This window comes from Cellulomonas telluris, assembly GCF_004886325.1.
GTDB classification, from domain to species: Bacteria; Actinomycetota; Actinomycetes; order Actinomycetales; family Cellulomonadaceae; genus Cellulomonas; species Cellulomonas telluris.
On sequence record NZ_QXFN01000004.1, the window covers coordinates 1 to 19,043 of the forward strand.

The 19,043-nt window shown below is 76.0% G+C and carries 16 protein-coding genes; 14 read left to right on the top strand and 2 right to left on the bottom strand.

Features of this window, described 5'->3' with window-relative positions:
- Positions 1–411: 411 nt before the first annotated feature.
- Positions 412–789 carry a DUF4870 domain-containing protein gene (locus FB586_RS12255; protein ID WP_136519642.1) on the bottom strand — a complete coding sequence of 126 codons (378 nt, stop codon included), beginning with the start codon at positions 787–789 and terminating at the stop codon, positions 412–414.
- Between the two features lie 221 nt (positions 790–1,010).
- Between FB586_RS12255 and FB586_RS12260 the strand changes: the two genes are divergently transcribed.
- Complete coding sequence (locus FB586_RS12260) at positions 1,011–2,135, top strand: hypothetical protein (protein WP_136519643.1); 1,125 nt, start codon at positions 1,011–1,013, stop codon at positions 2,133–2,135.
- Positions 2,136–2,188: 53 nt separating this feature from the next.
- Here FB586_RS12260 and FB586_RS12265 read toward each other — a convergent pair whose 3' ends face one another.
- Positions 2,189–3,046, bottom strand: coding sequence for a DUF3097 domain-containing protein (locus FB586_RS12265; protein ID WP_136519644.1), 858 nt, complete (start codon positions 3,044–3,046; stop codon positions 2,189–2,191).
- Positions 3,047–3,255: 209 nt separating this feature from the next.
- On the opposite strand from FB586_RS12265, the gene hrcA reads away from it, so the two are divergent.
- The 13 genes from hrcA to leuA all read left to right on the top strand — a co-directional run bounded on the left by hrcA (position 3,256) and on the right by leuA (position 19,037).
- The gene (gene hrcA, locus FB586_RS12270; RefSeq protein WP_136519645.1) at positions 3,256–4,275 is read left to right on the top strand and encodes a heat-inducible transcriptional repressor HrcA; all 1,020 of its coding nucleotides are present in this window, start codon (positions 3,256–3,258) and stop codon (positions 4,273–4,275) included.
- 49 nt (positions 4,276–4,324) lie between these two features.
- A complete protein-coding gene (gene dnaJ, locus FB586_RS12275) occupies positions 4,325–5,452 on the top strand; it encodes a molecular chaperone DnaJ (protein ID WP_136519646.1) in 1,128 nt (375 codons plus the stop codon).
- A complete protein-coding gene (locus FB586_RS12280; RefSeq protein WP_136519647.1) occupies positions 5,449–6,207 on the top strand; it encodes a 16S rRNA (uracil(1498)-N(3))-methyltransferase in 759 nt (252 codons plus the stop codon). The genes dnaJ and FB586_RS12280 overlap by 4 nt, the downstream gene beginning before the upstream one ends.
- A 141-nt stretch (positions 6,208–6,348) precedes the next feature.
- The gene (locus tag FB586_RS12285) at positions 6,349–7,350 is read left to right on the top strand and encodes a PhoH family protein (RefSeq protein ID WP_136519648.1); all 1,002 of its coding nucleotides are present in this window, start codon (positions 6,349–6,351) and stop codon (positions 7,348–7,350) included.
- Positions 7,347–7,799 (top strand): rRNA maturation RNase YbeY, encoded by a 453-nt coding sequence (gene ybeY / locus FB586_RS12290; protein WP_136519649.1) that lies wholly within the window; start codon positions 7,347–7,349, stop codon positions 7,797–7,799. The genes FB586_RS12285 and ybeY overlap by 4 nt, the downstream gene beginning before the upstream one ends.
- Positions 7,796–9,133, top strand: coding sequence for a hemolysin family protein (locus tag FB586_RS12295; RefSeq protein ID WP_136519650.1), 1,338 nt, complete (start codon positions 7,796–7,798; stop codon positions 9,131–9,133). The genes ybeY and FB586_RS12295 overlap by 4 nt, the downstream gene beginning before the upstream one ends.
- Positions 9,130–10,047 (top strand): GTPase Era, encoded by a 918-nt coding sequence (gene era, locus FB586_RS12300; protein WP_136519651.1) that lies wholly within the window; start codon positions 9,130–9,132, stop codon positions 10,045–10,047. The genes FB586_RS12295 and era overlap by 4 nt, the downstream gene beginning before the upstream one ends.
- 1 nt (position 10,048) lies before the next feature.
- Complete coding sequence (locus FB586_RS12305) at positions 10,049–11,716, top strand: alpha/beta hydrolase family protein (protein ID WP_168800552.1); 1,668 nt, start codon at positions 10,049–10,051, stop codon at positions 11,714–11,716.
- Positions 11,717–11,801: 85 nt separating this feature from the next.
- Positions 11,802–12,701: a PP2C family protein-serine/threonine phosphatase gene (locus FB586_RS12310; protein ID WP_136519652.1), complete on the top strand. Its 900-nt coding sequence runs from the start codon at positions 11,802–11,804 to the stop codon at positions 12,699–12,701.
- Positions 12,698–14,194 carry an FHA domain-containing protein gene (locus FB586_RS12315; RefSeq protein WP_136519653.1) on the top strand — a complete coding sequence of 499 codons (1,497 nt, stop codon included), beginning with the start codon at positions 12,698–12,700 and terminating at the stop codon, positions 14,192–14,194. The genes FB586_RS12310 and FB586_RS12315 overlap by 4 nt, the downstream gene beginning before the upstream one ends.
- A gap of 49 nt (positions 14,195–14,243) precedes the next feature.
- Complete coding sequence (locus tag FB586_RS12320; RefSeq protein WP_168800553.1) at positions 14,244–15,584, top strand: RDD family protein; 1,341 nt, start codon at positions 14,244–14,246, stop codon at positions 15,582–15,584.
- Between the two features lie 9 nt (positions 15,585–15,593).
- The gene (locus FB586_RS12325) at positions 15,594–17,054 is read left to right on the top strand and encodes an outer membrane protein assembly factor BamB family protein (protein ID WP_136519655.1); all 1,461 of its coding nucleotides are present in this window, start codon (positions 15,594–15,596) and stop codon (positions 17,052–17,054) included.
- Between the two features lie 216 nt (positions 17,055–17,270).
- Complete coding sequence (gene leuA, locus FB586_RS12330) at positions 17,271–19,037, top strand: 2-isopropylmalate synthase (RefSeq protein WP_136519656.1); 1,767 nt, start codon at positions 17,271–17,273, stop codon at positions 19,035–19,037.
- Positions 19,038–19,043: the final 6 nt, after the last annotated feature.

Below are 19,043 nucleotides of genomic sequence, written 5' to 3' on the forward strand. Positions count from 1 at the left end.
TGGTACTGCACCCGCCAGGGTGTGGGAGAGTAGGACGCCGCCGGACAACCATTCCACGAAGGCCCACCCGACACCGGGTGGGCCTTCGTGCATTCCGGGAGTTTTTCCGGGGTTCCCGTGATGGCCGGCCTGCGCTGGCCGGCTTCGCGTACCTCCACCGCCGAGTGCTGCGCTCGGTGTCGGCCGCGAGGTGCGCACGCCGAGACGCGTGCGGTGCGACGACGGCGTCCCGGTTCAGGGCGCGGCGACGGGACCGGCCGCGCATGCGTGGGGGGCGTGAGCCGGCCGGGTCGACATCCCAGCGGTGCGACGTCGAGCCGTTCCGGGCGGGCGTGCCTTGCGACCGACTGCGCTCCGGGTCGGCGTCGATCCCGATCGCGCCTCGATGTGCCAGCTGCAGAAGCCGAGACGTCAGCGCACCAGGTCGAGGGTGACGGGGTACCGGTGGGCGGAGCCGGAGCCCACGGCGAGAGCGGCCAGGACCGCCAGGACGAGGCTCGCGATGCCGATGCCGACCATCGCGACCGAACCGACGGCACCGACGAGCGGGATCTCCGCGAGGATCCGCGCGGCGACGAGCGCCACGAGCACCGCCAGCTGGAAGTTCAGGGCGGACCTCGCCTCGTGCGCCACGGAGCCGCCGGTACGGCGGTGCAGCAGCCAGACGACCAGCGGTGCGACCCAGCCGACGAAGAAGTAGGCGAGGATGCCGCCCAGGTGGGCCAGGACGGCTGCGGCGTGGGGCGACGCGGCACGGGCCGGCGTCGGGGCGTGCTGGTGGTGGTCCACGGGGTCTCCTGCTCGGCGCACGGCTCGTCGTCACCCACGACCAGGCCATCGGCGGTCGGGGCGAGGACGGCCAGGGGCGGAATGTCCGGCTGCAGGGTAGCGCCGGGAGGTGCGCCCGGACGCGGCGGTCCGTCCCCGCGGCGTCGGCTTGACACCACGTCCGGCGTGTCGCTTCGCTGACCTGCGAGGGCGCGTGCGCGCCCATGGACCCAGGAGGCCTCATGAGCGAGAACCCCGGCGGACCTCCGCCGCGCGACGACGACGCCGGTGCCGCGGCGCCCGGCGCCGGCGAGGGCGGCTCCTACCCGCCGAGCCCGCAGACCCCGCCGGGCGCGGGTGGCGCCTACCCGCCGCCGCCGTCCGTGGGTCAGGGCGCACCGGTGCCGCCGACCCCGGGCGCCTCGGGGACGCCGTCCGGGCCGGGGGCGGGCGGATACCCGCCGCCGGCGCAGCCCTACGGGCAGGGGGCACCGGGCGGCTACGGGGCGCCGGGCGCGGGGGCGTACGGTCAGGCGGGCGGTGGGCAGTACGGCCAGCCGGGGCCGGGCGGGTACGGCCAGTCCCCGTACGGCCAGGGGCCCTACGGCCAGACGCCCTACGGCCAGACGCCCTACGGCCAGACGCCCTACGGCCAGACGCCCTACGGCCAGCCGTACGCGGGCGGCAGCGGCATCGACGTCGGCGCCGGCTTCTCGTGGGCGTTCACGAAGTTCGGGCAGAACTGGGTCGCGCTCGTCGTCGGCGGCCTCGCCTGGGCCGTGGGCATCTTCGTCGTCGTCCTCGTGGCGTACCTCGTGTTCGGCGGCCTCGGGGCGCTCGCAGGCGGGGACCGCAACGCGGGCCCTGGCCTCGCGATCGGTTTCGGCATCGGCGGCATCCTGATCGGCGCCCTGTCCGTCCTGCTCGGGGCGCTGTGGGTCGCGGCCTACGTCCGGGCCGCGCTGCGGATCGCGGACGGGCGCACCATCACCGTCGCCGACATGTTCGACCTCTCGCAGGCCGGGCAGGTCTTCCTGGTGGGGCTGCTGGTCGCCGTCGCCTACCTCGTGGCGAACCTCACGTGGATCTTCGCGCCGTTGGTCATGCTGGCGGTCGTGTACTTCGTCTACTTCGCGTGGCACTTCGTGCTGGACAAGGGGCAGGGCGCCATCGACGCCCTGCGGTCCAGCGTGCAGCTGCAGGTGCGCGACGTCGGCACGTCGATCCTCGTCGTCCTGCTGGCGTGGGTCGTGTCCGCCGTCGGCGTCGCGGTGTGCGGTGTCGGCGCGCTCGTCGGCACGCCCGTCGCGGTGCTCCTGTCGGTGTACGCGTTCCGGCGCCTGACGGGCGGTCCGCTCGCCGCCTGACCGACCGTCTGGTCCGACGCCCTGCCGGCCCGCGCCGGTGGGGCGTCGGCGCGTCAGGCCGTGACGAAGTCGATGAGCTCCTCGACGCGCCCGAGCAGGCTCGGCTCGAGGTCGGCGTAGCTGCGGACGGAGCGCAGGATCCGCGCCCACGCGTGGGCGACGTCCGCCTGCTCCTCGGCGGGCCAGCCGAGCTCGCGCAGGATCCCGCGCTTCCACTCCGTACCGCGCTCGATCGTGGGCCACGCGGTCAGGCCCAGGCGCTCCGGGCGGACCGCCTGCCACACGTCGACGTAGGGGTGCCCGAGCACCAGGACCGTGCCCGCGGGCGCCGCACGCACGACCTCGGCCGCGATCCGGCTCTCCTTCGAGCCCGGGACCAGGTGGTCCACCAGGACGCCGACGCGCCGGTCGGCGGTGGGACGGAAGTCGCGGACGGCCTCCGCGAGGTGGTCGATGCCGTCGAGCAGCTCGACGACGACGCCCTCCACGCGCAGGTCGTCCCCCCACACCTTCTCCACCAGCTCGGCGTCGTGCTTGCCCTCGACCCAGATCCGGCTCCCGCGGGCCACGCGAGCGGGCGCGTCGGGGACGGCGACCGAGCCCGAGGCGGTCCGGGTGGGGCGCGCGGGCGCGGTGCGGCGCACCGGCGGGACGAGCACGACGGGCTCGCCGTCGAGCCAGAAGCCGGGGCCGAGCGTGAAGGTGCGCGTGCGCCCGCGGCGGTCCTCGAGGACGACGACGTGCTGGCCGCCGGACTTCTCGACGCGCACGACCGCGCCGACCCAGCCGCTCTCGACGTCCTCGACGACGAGGCCGGGCTCCGCCGCCTGCTCGCGGGAGGTCCGCGGCGGGCGGTGGTGCCCGGTCGGGCCGGCGGACAGGACGTCGGAGCCGTAGCGGTCGTGGTGCACGCGGGCACGGTAGCCGGGCCGGGCGGACGACGGCACCTGGACGCGCGGGCGTGCCGCCGCACCGCGCCCGGTGGTCGCGTCCCGCGCCGTGCACGCGCGGCACGGCGTAGAATTGGCACTCGCTGTCCGAGAGTGCTACCGCCGGCGGGCTGCCGCCGGTCGGCAGGCCGCGGCCGGGCGGGTGCCCGCGACGCACGGGAGGAGGGACCATGAGTGAGGACCGTCGGCTGGACGTGCTCCGCGCGATCGTCGAGGACTACGTCGCCACGCGCGAGCCCGTCGGGTCTCGCGCCCTGACCGAGCGCCACGCGCTCGGGGTCTCGCCCGCCACGATCCGCAACGACATGGCCGCCCTCGAAGACGCCGGTCTGATCGTGCAGCCGCACACCTCGGCGGGGCGTGTGCCCACCGACCTGGGCTACCGGGTGTTCGTCGACCGCCTGTCGGGGGTCAAGCCGCTCTCGGCGGCGGAGAAGCGGGCCATCGGCACCCTGCTCGAGCAGGCGGTCGACCTGGACGACGTCCTCGACCGCGCGGTGCGCCTGCTCGCCCAGCTCACGCAGCAGGTCGCCGTGGTGCAGTACCCGTCCCTGCGGCGCTCCGCGCTGCGCCACGTCGAGCTCGTGCCGGTCGGTGCGCGGCACCTGCTCGTCGTCATCATCACCACGACGGGCCGGGTCGAGCAGCGCACGCTCGAGCTGCCGGAGGACCTCGACGAGGTGACGGTCGGGCGCCTGCGCGTGCGGCTCAACGTGGCCGCCGCCGGGTTGCGGCTCGCGGAGCTCGACCGTGCGCTCGAGGGCCTCGCGGAGGAGTTCGCCGGCGACGGGTCCGCGCTCGCACGGGCGGTCGTCGCGGTCGTCGGCGAGACCCTCGCGCAGGAGCGCGAGGAGCGCGTCGTCGTGGCGGGCGCGGCCCACCTGGCCCGCAGCGCCGGGGCGGACTTCCCCCACACCATCGGCCCCGTGCTCGAGGCGCTGGAGGAGCAGGTCGTCCTGCTCCGCCTGCTGTCGGAGATGGCCGAGGACAGCGCCGGCGTGGCCGTGCGCATCGGCCGCGAGACCCAGCACGAGGGGCTCGCGGAGACCAGCATCGTGACCAGCGGCTACGGCGCGGAGGGCGGCGTGGCCGTGCTCGGCTCGGTCGGGCCGCTGCGGATGGACTACCCCGGGACGATGTCGGCGGTGCGGGCGGTGGCCCGCTACCTCACGCGCATCCTCGCCGGCTGACCGGCAGCCCGACGGCTCGGCGACGAGCAGGAAGCGAGCAGCACCCCCTGTGACGGACTACTACGAGATCCTCGGCGTCGCCCGCGACGCCACCCCCGAGCAGATCAAGAAGGCGTACCGCAAGCTCGCCCGCGAGCTGCACCCCGACGTCGCGGGCTCGGACCCGGCGACGGAGGAGCGGTTCAAGGACGTCTCGCGCGCCTACGACGTGCTCGGCAACCCCGACAAGCGGCGTGCGTACGACATGGGCGCCGACCCCTCGTCGCCCGGCGGCGGCATGGGCGGCGGGTTCGGCTTCCAGGACATCTTCGAGACGTTCTTCGGCGCGGCCGCGGGCGCCGGTGCGCCGCGCGGACCCGCGCCCCGCGCGCGGCGGGGTCAGGACGCGCTGGTGCGGCTCGACGTCGACCTCGCGGAGACCACCTTCGGCGCGCACCGCGAGGTGCAGGTCGACACGGCGGTGCTGTGCCCGACCTGCGGCGGCACGTGCTGCCGCCCCGGGACGTCGCCCCGCACGTGCGAGGTCTGCGGCGGCCGCGGCTCGGTGCAGCGCGTCGCCCGCTCGTTCCTGGGCCAGGTCATGACCACGCAGCCCTGCGCGGCGTGCCACGGCTTCGGCACCGTCATCCCCGAGCCGTGCACCGAGTGCGCGGGCGAGGGGCGGGTCCGCTCGCGCCGGACGCTGTCGGTGGACATCCCGGCGGGTGTCGACACCGGCACGCGCATCAAGCTGACGGGGCAGGGCGAGGTCGGCCCCGCGGGCGGCCCGGCCGGGGACGTGTACCTGGAGATCCGGGAGCGTCGGCACGACACGTTCGTGCGCAAGGGCGACGACCTGCACGCGACGCTGCAGGTGCCGATGACGGCCGCCGCGCTCGGCACTGTCCTGATGATGGAGACGCTGGACGGCCCGCGCGAGGTCGACCTGCGGCCGGGCACGCAGCCGGGTCAGGTCGTCACCCTCAAGGGGCTCGGCGTCGGGCACCTGCACGTGGGCGGGCGGGGCGACCTGCACGTGCACGTGGACGTCGACGTGCCGACGGGTCTGGACGACGAGCAGGCGGAGCTGCTGCGCCGGCTGGCGGCGCTGCGCGGCGAGGAGCGTCCCGAGGCGCGGCTGTCCGCGGCCAACCCGGGCGTGTTCGCCAAGCTGCGCGACAAGCTCGCGGGCCGGTGAGCGCGCCCGTCTTCCTCGTCGAGCCGGGTGCGCTGGCCGGCGTCACGGCCGGCGGCACGTTCCTGCTCGACGGGTCCGAGGGCCGGCACGCGGGTGTCGTGCAGCGGCGGGCCCCGGGGGAGCGGGTGGACGTCGTCGACGGCGCGGGCGTGCGCCTGGTGGGGACCGTCGCGGCGGTCGGGCCGGAGGGCGTCCGTGTCGCGGTCGTCGAGGTCGTCGTCGAGCCGGAGCCGTCGCCGCGGCTCGTCCTCGTGCAGGCGCTCGCCAAGGGGGACCGCGACGAGATGGCGGTCGAGGCGGCCACGGAGGTCGGTGTCGACGCGGTCGTGCCCTGGCAGGCCGAGCGCTCGATCGTCGTGTGGCGCGGCGACCGGGCGGCCAAGAGCCGTGCGCGCTGGGTCGGCACGGTGCGGGCCGCCACGAAGCAGTCGCGGCGAGCGCGGGCCCCCGAGGTCGCGCAGGCCGTCGACGGCGCCGGGCTGCGCGCGCTCGTGGCCGCCACCCGGGAGTCGGGCGGCGTCGCCGTCGTGCTGCACGAGGAGGGGGCGACGCCGCTCGCGGACGTCGCGCTGCCGGGCGCGGGCGACGTGCTGCTGGTGGTCGGTCCCGAGGGCGGGATCGGCGAGCGGGAGCTCGACGGCCTGCTCTCCGCCGGGGCCGTCGCCGCGCGCCTGGGGCCGCACGTCCTGCGGACCTCCACGGCGGGACCCGTCGCCCTCGCGCTGGTCGCCCAGCGGCTCGGTCGCTGGGGCTGAGACCCGGCGACCACCGGGTGCGTGTCGGAGGCGTCGGTAGGATGGGGGAAGGCCCACGGCGCTGCCGCGCGGCCGGCCGGACGCAGCAGAGCGCCCGGCACGCCGCACCGACCGAAGGAGCGCACGGCGACCGCCGAGCACATGGCCGACTCCAGCCCCACCCCCAGCGTCCACGAGCCGCCCCACGCGCGGATCGAGCACCGCATCACCGTCCCCGCCGAGGTGTCGATGGTGGAGCTGCTCGGGCTGCGAGACGAGGTGCTGCGCGCCATCGAGGACGGGTTCCGCACCGTCGACGTGCACGTCCGCGGGAACGAGGTCGCCCTCGCGGGTCCTGCGGGCGACGTCGCCCTGGTCACGCGCCTCGTCGACGAGCTCGTCGAGATGGCCGCCGCGGGCACCCCCCTGAGCCCCGAGGTCGTGACCCGGTCGGTCGCGATGCTGACCGCCGGCTCCGACGCGCGCCCGGCCGACGTCCTCACCTTCAACATCCTGTCCACGCGCGGCCGCACGATCCGGCCGAAGACCGCGGGGCAGAAGGAGTACGTCGACGCGATCGAGCGCAACACCGTCACCTTCGGCATCGGCCCCGCCGGTACCGGCAAGACGTACCTCGCGATGGCCAAGGCGGTGCAGTCCCTGCAGGCGCGCCGCGTCAACCGCATCGTCCTGACCCGCCCCGCCGTCGAGGCGGGCGAGCGGCTCGGCTTCCTGCCCGGCACCCTCTCCGAGAAGATCGACCCCTACCTGCGGCCGCTGTACGACGCGCTGCACGACATGGTCGACCCGGAGTCGATCCCGCGCCTCATGGAGGCGGGCACGATCGAGGTCGCCCCCCTCGCGTACATGCGCGGGCGCACCCTGAACGACGCGTTCATCATCCTCGACGAGGCCCAGAACACCTCCACCGAGCAGATGAAGATGTTCCTGACGCGCCTCGGCTTCGGGTCGAAGGTCGTCGTGACCGGCGACGTGACGCAGACCGACCTGCCGTCCGGCACGACGTCCGGGCTGCGCGTGGTCGAGAACATCCTGTCCGGTGTCGACGACGTGGCCTTCTGCCGGCTGTCGTCGTCCGACGTCGTCCGGCACCGGCTCGTCGGGGAGATCATCGACGCCTACGCGCGGTGGGACCGCTCATGAGCATCGAGGTCAGCAACGAGTCGGGGCACGAGGTCGACGAGGCGGAGTTCGCCGCCCTCGGCCGCTTCGTGCTCGACGCCATGCACGTCCACCCGCAGGCGGACCTGTTCGTGCGCTTCGTCGACACGGCCACGATGAGCGACCTGCACGTGCGGTGGATGGACGAGCCGGGCCCCACCGACGTGCTCTCGTTCCCCATGGACGAGCTGCGCCCCGGCCGCGAGGGCGAGCCCGCCGGCCCCGGTGTCCTCGGTGACGTGGTGCTGTGCCCCGAGGTCGCGGCGACGCAGGCCCGTGCCGCCGGCCACTCCACGGTGGAGGAGATGCTCCTGCTCACCACCCACGGCATCCTGCACCTGCTCGGCTACGACCACGCCGAGCCGGACGAGGAGAAGGAGATGTTCGCCCTGCAGCGCACGCTGCTGCTGACGTTCCTGGCGGGCCGATGAGCGACGTGCCCGTCGCCCTGCTGGTCACCGTCGCGGTCGTGGGGATCCTGCTCGCGGCGGCGCTGTCCGCCGGCGAGGTCGCCGTCCTGCGCGTGACGCGAGGGCGGGTGGCCGAGCTCGAGGCCGAGAACCACAAGGCCGCGGCACGCGTGCGGCGCCTCGTCGAGGACCCCGCGCGGGTCGCGCAGGCCGCGTCGTTCGTGCGCCTGCTCGGCGAGATGACGGCGACCGTCTCGATCACGCTGGCGATCAGCGCGGGCAGCCTGTCCTGGTGGGCCACGGCGCTCCTGGCCGTCGCGGCCTGCGCGGTCGTCGCGTTCCTGCTGGTGCGGGTCAGCCCGCGCAGCACGGCGCGCCGCCACCCCGTGGGGGTGCTCGCCGCCCTCTCGCGCCTGCTGCTGGTCACGACGGTCCTCGCGGGAGGCGTGGGCCGGCGCAGCCCGCCCGTCGGCTCCTCCGACGAGCAGGACGACGCGGAGCTGCGCGACATGGTCGAGCGTGTGAGCGAGTCCGAGGCGATCGAGGACGCGGAGCGGGAGATGTTCCGGTCCGTCCTCGAGCTCGGCGACACCCTGACGCGCGAGGTCATGGTGCCGCGTACCGACATGATCACGACGCACGCGGACACCCCGCTGGACAAGGTGCTCGCGCTGCTGCTGCGGTCCGGGTACTCCCGCGTGCCCGTGGTGGGGGAGTCCGTCGACGAGGTCGTCGGCGTGCTCTACCTCAAGGACGTCGTGCGGCGGCTGCGCCCCCACGCCGGCGAGGGCGGCGAGCACCCGCTCGACGCGCCCGCGTCGTCGCTCGCCCGGCCCGCCGTCTTCGTGCCCGAGTCCAAGCCCGTCGACGACCTCCTGCGCGAGCTGCGGGACGGGTCCAGCCACATCGCGCTCGTCGTGGACGAGTACGGCGGCATCGCCGGTCTGGTGACGATCGAGGACGCGCTGGAGGAGATCGTCGGGGAGCTGACCGACGAGCACGACGCGAGCGCGCCCGGCGTCGAGGACCTCGGGGACGGCAGCTACCGTGTGCCCGCGCGGATGTCGCGCGACGAGCTCGGCGAGCTGTTCGGCACCGACGTCGAGGACGAGGACGTCGACACCGCCGCCGGCCTTCTGGCCAAGGCGCTCGGCAAGGTCCCGCTGCCGGGCTCCGAGGCCGAGATCCACGGCCTGCACCTGCGGGCCGACCGCGTCGAGGGACGACGCAAGCGCCTCGCGACCCTGGTCGTGCGGCGCGCCGACGAACCGGAGGACGACACGGACGCCGCCACGACGCCCGCCCGCGGCACCGCCGCGATCCGCGACCAGCACCAGCCGGAGGCAGCCCGATGAGCCACCGCTCCGGGTTCGCGTGCCTCGTCGGACGCCCGAACGCCGGCAAGTCCACGCTCACCAACGCGCTCGTCGGCCAGAAGGTCGCGATCACCTCGGGTCGCCCGCAGACGACGCGCCACGTCGTGCGCGGGATCGTGCACCGCGAGGACGCGCAGCTCGTGCTCGTCGACACCCCCGGCCTGCACCGTCCGCGCACGCTGCTCGGCGAGCGGCTCAACGACCTCGTGCGCGACACGCTCACGGAGGTCGACGTCGTGGGCTTCTGCCTCCCGGCGGACCAGAAGATCGGGCCGGGCGACCGCTACATCGCCGAGCAGCTCGCGCACCTGGCCCCCGAGGGACGTCCGGGCACACCAGTCGTCGCCGTCGTCACGAAGACGGACCTGGTGCCGCGGGCACGGCTCGCCGAGCACCTGATCGCCGTCGACCAGCTCGGGGAGTGGGCCGACATCGTCCCGGTCTCCGCGCAGGGCGGGTACCAGGTCGACGTCCTCACCGACGTGCTCGTCTCGCACCTGCCCGAGGGACCCGCGCTCTACCCCGAGGGCGAGCTGACGGACGAGCCCGAGCAGGTCATGGTGGCCGAGCTCGTGCGCGAGGCGGCGCTCGAGGGCGTGCGCGACGAGCTGCCGCACTCGCTCGCCGTCGTCGTCGAGGAGATCGTGCCCCGCGAGCGGCCGGCCGCGGACGGCGCGCCGATGCTGGACGTGCGCGTGCACCTGTTCGTCGAGCGGGACAGCCAGAAGGCCATCGTCATCGGCCGCGGCGGCGCCCGCCTGCGGGACGTGGGCACGCGGGCGCGGGGGCAGATCGAGGCGCTGCTCGGTGCGCGCGTGTTCCTCGACCTGCACGTGAAGGTCGCGAAGGACTGGCAGCGGGACCCCAAGCAGCTCGGTCGGCTGGGCTTCTGAGGTGGGTGCGGGGGACACCGGCGCCTGGCGCCGGGTGACGCGCGGGCTCGCCGCGTCCGTGGCGCGCACGAGCCGCCTGTCCTCGGCCTACCGGCTGGTGGCCAGCGTCGCGCTGGTCAGCGTCCTGCTGGCGGTCGTCGGCGCCGCGCTCGGGCCCGGCTGGTCGCCCGCGGCCATGACCGAGGCGATCCGGGTCGAGAGCACCAGCACCGCGATCACCGGTGCACCCGAGCCGCGCCGGTACGAGGTGCGGACCGAGGTGCTCGACGTGCCCCTCGACGGGGCCACCGTGCAGGCGCGGCTCAGCCTGCCGGTCGGGGTGGAGGAGCCCGTGCCCGGCGTGGTGTTCGTCCACGGGGCGGGCACGGGACGGTTCGAGCAGGCGTTCCTCGCCCAGGCGCACGCGCTCGCGGAGTCGGGCGTCGCGGCGCTCGTGCCCGACAAGCGCCTGGACACCTACACGACCCGGCACCGCGACTACGTGGCGATGGCGGGGGACTACGCGCGGTCCGTCGCGGCGCTGCGCGAGCGGCCCGAGGTGGACGCCGAGCGGGTGGGCGTGTACGCCGAGAGCGAGGGCGGCTGGATCGCACCCGTCATGGCGGTCGACGACCCGCGGCTGGCGTTCCTCGTGCTCGTGTCGGCCCCGGTCGTGCCGCCCCGCGAGCAGGCCGCGTTCGCGACCGACGCCTACCTGCGCAACACCCAGGTCCCGCACGGCGTCTTCCGCGCGATCCCGCGCGCCGTCGGCATGTCGATGCCCGGCGGCGGGTTCGAGTACGTCGACTTCGACGTCCAGCCGTACCAGCAGCGGATGCAGCAGCCCGTGCTGGTCGTCTACGGCACGGGCGACGCCTCGATGCCGATCGTGCAGGGGGCGCTGCAGGTCCGCGCCGACGCCGCGGTGGCCGGCAACGACAGCATCACGGTGCGCTACTACGACGGCGCGAACCACGGCATCCGTGTCGGCGGGGAGGTGGTCCCGGCGTTCCTCGAGGACCTCTCCGGCTGGATCCTCGGCCTGCCGGCGACCGCCGACGCCGCCCCCCGCACGGCGGGCGCCCAGCCCACGCAGCCCTACGTGGCGGCGCCGGTGCCGGAGCCGGGGTGGTTGCGCGACGGCACGGTGATGATCGCGCTCGTCGTCGTCGCGCTGGCCGCGCTCGTCCTGGCCGGGCTCGCCGTCGCCGCGTCGCGCGGTGCGCACGGGGTCGTCGCGCTCGTGCGCCGGGGCACCGGCAGGACGTCCCGTCCCCACGAGGCCGCCGCGCAGGGCGACCCGGGCGCCGCGCCGGCCGGTGCCGAGGTCGCCGAGGCGCGGCACCGCTACGCCCCGGGGGTCGCGCTGCGGCTGGGGGTGCTCGCGGCCGCGACGACGCTGACCGTCGTGGCGCTGGTCTGGTACCTGCTGTCCGTCGCACGGCTCGCCCTCGACTACGAGCGGAACGCGTGGGTCGTGCAGGGCGGGTGGCTCGTGGTGCGCCTGCTGGGTGTCGCGGCCGTCGTGGCGGCGGTGATCCTCGCGCGCCGGGCGACCGCGGCCCGCGAGGCGCAGGTGCCGGTCGCACCCGGTGTGGTGCGCTCGGTCGCGCTCTGGACGGTGCTCGCCGGCTGCCTCGTGCTGCTGGTCGTGCTGGCCTACTGGGGCGTCTTCCAGCTCGGGATCTGACACCGACGCCGGTGTCGGTGCGGCGCAGGGCCTCAGGTACGGCACGATGTGCGCCGATAGGACGACAGGCGGGGAGGGTGGTGCTGTGCGCACGGCGTGGGGATCGGCCACGGACCGCGGCCGCGTCCGCGAGGTCAACGAGGACGCGCTCCTGGCGTACCCGCCCGTCTTCCTCGTGGCCGACGGCATGGGCGGGCACGACGCGGGCGACCTCGCGAGCCGGATCGCGGTCGAGGAGTTCGCCCAGCTCGCGGGACGCAGCAGCGCCGGCCCCGACGACGTGCACGCGTGCTTCGCGCGGACGTCCGCCCGGATCCGCGACGAGTTCACGGGTGGCCGGCAGGGCGGCACGACCGTCGCCGGCGCCGCCGTCGCCGAGCACGACGGCGGGTCGTACTGGCTCGTGTTCAACGTGGGCGACTCCCGCGTGTACCGGTGGGCCGACGACGCCCTCGCGCAGGTGAGCGTGGACCACTCGGTGGTCCAGGAGCTCCTCGAGTCGGGTGAGATCGACCCCACGCAGGTGCCGCGCCACCCCGAGCGCCACGTGCTCACCCGGGCCCTCGGCACGGGGGAGCCCCCGGAGCCCGACTACTGGCTGCTCCCGGCCGGGCCCCAGGACCGGCTCCTCATCTGCACGGACGGTCTCACCCGCGAGCTCGACGACGCGGCGATCGCGTCGGTGCTGGCCGCTGTCGCCGACCCGCAGGAGGCCGCGGCGCGCCTCGTGCAGGACGCGCTCGCGCACGGCGGCCGCGACAACGTCAGCGCCGTCGTCGTCGACGTGGCCGCCACGGTCACCGCCGCGGACGACGTCCAGGCCACCGCGCCCCGTCCCGCACCCGACGCCGAGCCGTTCCTCTGGGACGAGATGCTCAACGGTGCGACGCTCCCGCGCGCCCCCCGCCTTCCCGCCGCGACGCCCGACGACCGGCCCGCCGCGCCGCCCAGCACCGCCCACCACGTCCAGGAGGACCGGCCATGAACGACGCCACGCGCGCGCACGAGTACGTCGAGGGGGAGTGGACCGCCGTCGCCGCGGACGGGCTCCTCGCGCTCGTCGCACCCGCGGCCCGGCCCGAGGTCGCCGGCGGCCTGTGGGACGTCGGCCTCGCCGGTGGGGACGTGCTCTCCGCGCTCGGCGTGCTCGCCGCCGCCGGCTTCGCCGAGCTGCCGCAGTTCGCGATCGTGACGACGCCCGGCGACGGCGCGCTCCGTGCCGTCCTGCGCGGGCCGGTCGAGCTGCGCGTCCGCACGGGGGACGGGGAGCAGGTGCTGGCCGCTCGGGAGGACGCCGTGTGGACGGAGCACCGCGCCGAGGGCGTCCTCGAGCTCGAGCTGCGTGTCGCGGGAGCGGTCGCGGACGCCCCGGCCTGGCCGCTCGTCGCCGGGGTGGTGCGTGCCGCGGTCCTGCGTCGCACCGCCGGCGCCGGCCGCACCGAGCGGTCGACCGTGGCGTCGGGAGCCGCCCGTGAGCCCGGGACGGGCGAGGGCGACGCCGAGGAGCCCTCCGGGGCGGCGAGCGGCGGCGCTGCGCACGTCGTCGTCGGGGCGGGCCCGGCGGCGGTCGAGGACGTGACCTTCTGGCCCGGGCCCGGCTCCACGCCTGCCGCTCCCGACGGGACGGGCGGGCAGGAGCCGACCGCGGACGAGCAGGCGAGCGTGCGGTCCCGCACGACGGCGGCGCCCGCCGTCCCGGCCGCGCCGGTGCCCCCGGCGCCGACCTCGCTGCCCCTGGACGGTCCGGCGCCCGCCGGCGGGTCGAGCGAGCACGCGCCGGCGGACCGGCTCGCCGACCCCCTCGGCGCGCCGCTAGCGGGCTCCCCGGACGAGCACGACGACGTGCAGGACACGGTCCTGCAGGACGGCTGGTGGCAGTCCGCCCCCGCACCGGAGGTCATCGGCGCGCCGCCGACCGGCGCGGCTCCCGTCGCGGGTGCAGCGGCCACGGCCACCACGACCGGCCACCCGTGGGGCCCGCCGGCCCCGCCGGCCGGCGCTCCCGTCGAGGTCTCGGACGACGACCACGACGGCATGACGATCCTGTCGAGCGACCTCGCCCGCCTGCGCGACCGGCTGCCGGCGTGGACGCACGACGCCGTGCCCGGTCCCTTCCCCGCGCCCGAGCCGGCGCCGCTGCCCGCACGGATCGTGCTCTCGACCGGTCTCGTGGTCGACCTCGACCGGGCGGTCCTGCTGGGTCGCGCGCCGCAGGTCTCGCGGGTCACCAACCGCGAGCTGCCGCGCCTCGTGACGGTGCCGAGCCCGAACCAGGACATCTCCCGCACGCACGCGGAGGTGCGTCTGGAGGGCGACCACGTCGTCGTGACGGACCTCGACTCGACGAACGGCGTCCACGTCTCGCGTCCGGGCGAGGGCGTGCGGCGTCTGCAGGCGGGCGAGCCGAGCGTGGTCGGCACCGACGAGGTCGTCGACCTCGGCGACGGCGTGACGTTCACCGTGGAGCGGTCGGCGTGAGCACCGCGGTCAGCGCGTGGGGGGCACTGCCGTGACGCACCGTGCCCCCGTGCCGGTCACGGGTCTCGAGGTCACCGACACGCCCGCGAGCCTCGGACGCCGGTTCCTCGCGGCGGCCGTCGACCAGCTGCTCGTCGGCCTGCTCGCCGCACCCTTCACGGTCGAGGTCCTGCGCCGCGCGCTCGCGACCGCGAGGGCCGACGACCCGGCGGCCGTGGTGGTCTCGCCCGTCGGTGCCGCCGCCCTCGTGGGCCTCGCCGTCGCAGGCGCGGTCTCGGTGGTCCAGTGGGTGCTGCACGGGCGCTACGGCTGGACCCTGGGCCGTCGTCTGCTGGGCGTCCGGACCGTCGACGTCCACAGCCGCCGCCCGATCGGGGTGCTGCGCGTGCTGCTGCGCGGTCTGGTCGTCGCGGCGGGTGCGCTCGCGTGCCTCGTGGGGCAGGTCGCGGTGCTCGTCTCTCCCGTCCTCGACCGCACGGGCCGCAACCGGGGGTGGCACGACCGGGCCGTCGACGCCGAGGTGCTGCGCGCGCAGCCCGGTGCCGGTGGTCCCGGACGGCCGCGCGCCGGGACCCGGTCGCCCGCCGTGGGCGGCACCCCGGGAGGCGCGCCGGTCCCCGGCCTCACCGGCACGCCCGGCTGGGCGGCGCTGGCGGAGCCCGGCACGACGCCGACGGACGCGCCCACGTCGGGACCCGGCGCGGCCGTGCAGGGCGCCGTGCCCGCCACGCGCCCCGCGGGACCGCCCGCCGAGCGGGCGTCGTCGGCGCCGCGCCCGACCGTGCCCACGACCACGGGCGGCCTGGTCCTCGCTCCCGTCGACCCGCCGCGCGCCGCGCCCGACCTCGACACGCGGGCGCTGCCGCTCGTCCGCGCGGCGGCGGCGGCGCGCGCCGCGGAGACCGTCGAGGAGCCCCCGGGCCTGGCCCCCGAGCTCGAGCTGACGCGCCCCGCGCCGCCCCGGCCCGACGTCGTGCCCGAGCCGCGGCGCGGCGGCGCGCGGGGGCTGCGGGTCGCGCTGGACGACGGCAGGACCCTGACCGTCGAGCGGGTCGCCCTCCTCGGGCGCAACCCGTCGCCCGGCCCGGGCGTCCAGGTGGTGCGCGTGACGGACCCCGAGCGCTCGGTCTCCAAGACGCACCTGGAGCTGGCCGCGGACGCCCGGGGCGCGTGGGTGACCGATCGCGGGTCGACGAACGGCACGGTGGTGACCCTTCCGGACGGGGCCCAGGTCGTCTGCCGGGTCGACCACCCGGTCCGGTTGCGCCCCGGCTGCGTCGTGGCGTTCGGCGACCGCTCCCTGCGGGTCGTGGCGACCCCCGGGTCGTCGGTGGCGGACGTGCTGCGCGCGGAGGGCGCGCACCGCGCGGAGGGTGCGCCCCCGGCCTAGAGTCGGCTCATGACGGGCCCGCGCCCGGCTGCACGGATGCAGCCGGTCGTCCTGATCGACGCCGACGCCGACGACGAGGACGCGCCGGGATCGGCCGGTGCGTCCCGCCCGGTGAGCGAGAGGCGGGGCCCCCGGTGGTCCGGCGCCCGCCCCGGGTGGCGGGGCTGGTGGCCCGCCGCGGTCGCCGTGGCCTTGCTCGTCGGGGGTGCGGCCGTCGCGACGCACGTCGCGGCCAGGACGTCCGAGGCGCGGGCCGACGCGATCGCCGCGGTGCCCGGGTTCGTCCGGCCGCTGGACGGCCCGCCCGTGGAGCTCTGGCGGGCGCCCGCCGGGGGGCGCGGCGGGGTCGTGTCCGCCGGCGGCCTGCTGGTGACCGTCGTCGAGACGGCCGAGTCCTGGCGGGTGCAGGGCCACGAGCCGCGCAGCGGTGACGTCGTCTGGGGCGTCGAGGCGACGGCGCGCAGCCGCGGCCCGGGGCTGGACCCGGTCGTGGTGACGTGTCCGCCCGGGCCCACGGGCAGCGACGTCGTCCTCTGCCGCTGGACCGCGTCCCGCCCCGTCGCTGGGCGTGGGGAGGGCCCGATGCCTCCCACCGAGGTGCTCGCGCTCGATGCGCGGGACGGCACCCGGCTCGGCGCGTGGGACGTCACCGACGCCGTCGTCGGCCTGCGCCGCGTCGAGGACGACGTCGTGCTGGCCGCCGTCGACGCGGACGGGCGCGTGCGCGTGGAGCGGCGCGCGGGCACGGACGGCACCGTGCGCTGGTCGCACCGCGCCCCGGAGGCCCTGACGCTGCGCAGCGGCAGCCGTGCGGTGCCGTCGCTGACGGTGGCGGGGGAGGTGGTGGTGCTGGCCGGTCCGGTCGTGGCGGTGCTCGCCGCGGACTCGGGCGAGGTGGTGTCGCAGGGGGAGCGGGGCCGCCGGCTGGTGGTCGGGCCGTTGTCCGGCGGGCGGTTCGCGACGTGGGCGACCGGGACGGGCGCGTTCCTGCACACCGCGGACGGCCGCCCGGTCGCGCGCGTCCCCGGCGTGCCGGTCCGCCTCGCCGCCGACGACGGGTCCCTGGACGTCCTGCTCAGCGACGCCGGCAGCCGCGTGCTGGCCCTGGACCGCGACGGCGCGCCCGTGTGGCGGCTCGTAACGGTGCAGAGCCCCGCGGCGGTCGTCGACGGCGCCGTCCTGCTGTGGGGCGAGGAGGGGGTGTCGGTGGCCGACGGCGCCGACGGCCGCCTGCTGTGGGAGCAGCGGCTGCCGGAGGGCGTGCCCTTCGCCCCCGTCACGGACGGGCGGCTGGTGCTGGCCGCCGAGCCGGACGGGCTGGGCGGCCGGGCGCTCGTCGCGCGGGGGCTGCGGGACGGGGTCCGCGTGTGGTCGGTGCCCCTGCCCGAGGCGACCGCGCGGCTGGAGGGCGTCGGCGGGGCGCTCGTGGCCCGCAGCGACCGCGAGTCGGTGGTGCTCGGACCGCCGTGACCGGGGCGCGCGACCCCTGGGGGGCGGGCGCCGAGGACCGGCGGCGTGCGCCCGCGTGGTTGCGGTGCCCGGCCGCGGCGGGGGTATGGTCTGTCCGTGGCGTCCCGCACCCTCCTTCTTCGCCGCCGCGACGAGGCCCTCTAGGCCGGCTCCTCGTCGCGGAGTGCGTCGTGCCCGGCTGATCGCCCGCCGAGACCCGCGTCGAAGGACACCCCGATGACCGTCACACCCAGCGTGAGCCCGAGCCCCGAGCGCAACCCCCAGCAGCCCTCGGGCATGCCGTCCCACCGCTACCGGCCGTTCCACGAGCAGATCCGGGTCGACCTGCCGGACCGCACGTGGCCCGGCAAGCGCATGACCCACGCCCCGCGCTGGTGCGCCGTCGACCTGCGCGACGGCAACCAGGCCCTGATCGAGCCGATGAGCCCCGCACGCAAGCTCGAGATGTTCGAGCTGCTGGTCAGCATGGGCTACAAGGAGATCGAGGTCGGCTTCCCCGCCGCCTCGCAGACCGACTTCGACTTCGTCCGGATGCTGATCGAGGAGGACCGCATCCCCGACGACGTCGTCATCCAGGTGCTGACCCAGGCGCGCGAGCACCTCATCGAGCGCACCTACGAGTCGCTGGCCGGCGCGAAGCAGGCGATCGTCCACCTGTACAACTCGACGTCCGTGCTCCAGCGTGAGGTCGTGTTCCGCTCCGACGAGGACGGCATCGTCGACATCGCCGTCTCCGGCGCGCGCTTCTGCAAGAAGTACGAGGAGCTGATCCCGGACACCGAGGTGTTCTACGAGTACAGCCCCGAGTCGTACACGGGCACCGAGCTGGAGTTCGCGCTGCGCATCTGCAACGCGGTGCTGGACGTCCTGGAGCCGACGCCGGACCGTCCGGTGATCGTCAACCTGCCGGCGACGGTGGAGATGGCGACGCCCAACGTCTACGCCGACTCCATCGAGTGGATGAGCCGGCACCTGCACCACCGGGAGAGCGTCGTGCTGTCGCTGCACCCGCACAACGACCGGGGGACGGCCGTCGCGGCCGCCGAGCTCGGCTTCCTGGCGGGCGCCGACCGCATCGAGGGCTGCCTGTTCGGCAACGGCGAGCGCACGGGCAACGTCGACCTGGTGACGCTCGGCCTGAACCTGTTCAGCCAGGGGATCGACCCGCAGATCGACTTCTCGGACATCGACCGGATCCGCCGCACCGTCGAGCGCTGCAACCAGATGCCGGTGCACGAGCGGCACCCGTACGGCGGCGACCTGGTGTTCACCGCGTTCTCGGGGTCGCACCAGGACGCGATCAAGAAGGGCCTGGACGCCCTGGAGGCGCGCGCCGCGGCCGCCGGCACGCCCGTCGCCGAGGCGGAGTGGGCCGTGCCGTACCTGCCGATCGACCCGAAGGACGTCGGGCGCAGCTACGAGGCGATCATCCGCGTCAACTCCCAGTCCGGGAAGGGCGGCATCTCCTACCTGCTGAAGTCCGAGCGGGACCTGGACCTGCCGCGCCGGCTGCAGATCGAGTTCTCGCAGGTCGTGCAGCGGCACACGGACCGGCACGGCACCGAGGTCACGGCCGACGAGCTCTGGACCATCTTCAGCGACGAGTACCTGCCGGCGCTGCCGGGCGGGCCGCTCGAGCCCTGGGGCCGGTTCGCGCTGCGCGGCACGCGGGCGACGAGCGCCGAGGGCGGCCACGACACGCTCGAGGTCGACGTCGTCGACCGGGGTGTCGAGCGGACGCTGCGCGGCACCGGCAACGGCCCCGTCGCGGCGTTCGTGTCCGCGCTCAACGCCGAGGGCGTGGACGTGGCGGTCCTCGACTACGCCGAGCACGCGCTGTCCGCGGGCGGCGACGCGACGGCTGCCGCGTACGTGGAGTGCGCGATCGGCGACGACATCCTCTGGGGCGTCGGCATCGACCCGTCGATCACGACGGCGACGCTCAAGGCCATCGTCTCGGCCGTCAACCGGCACGAGCGCTGACGCGGC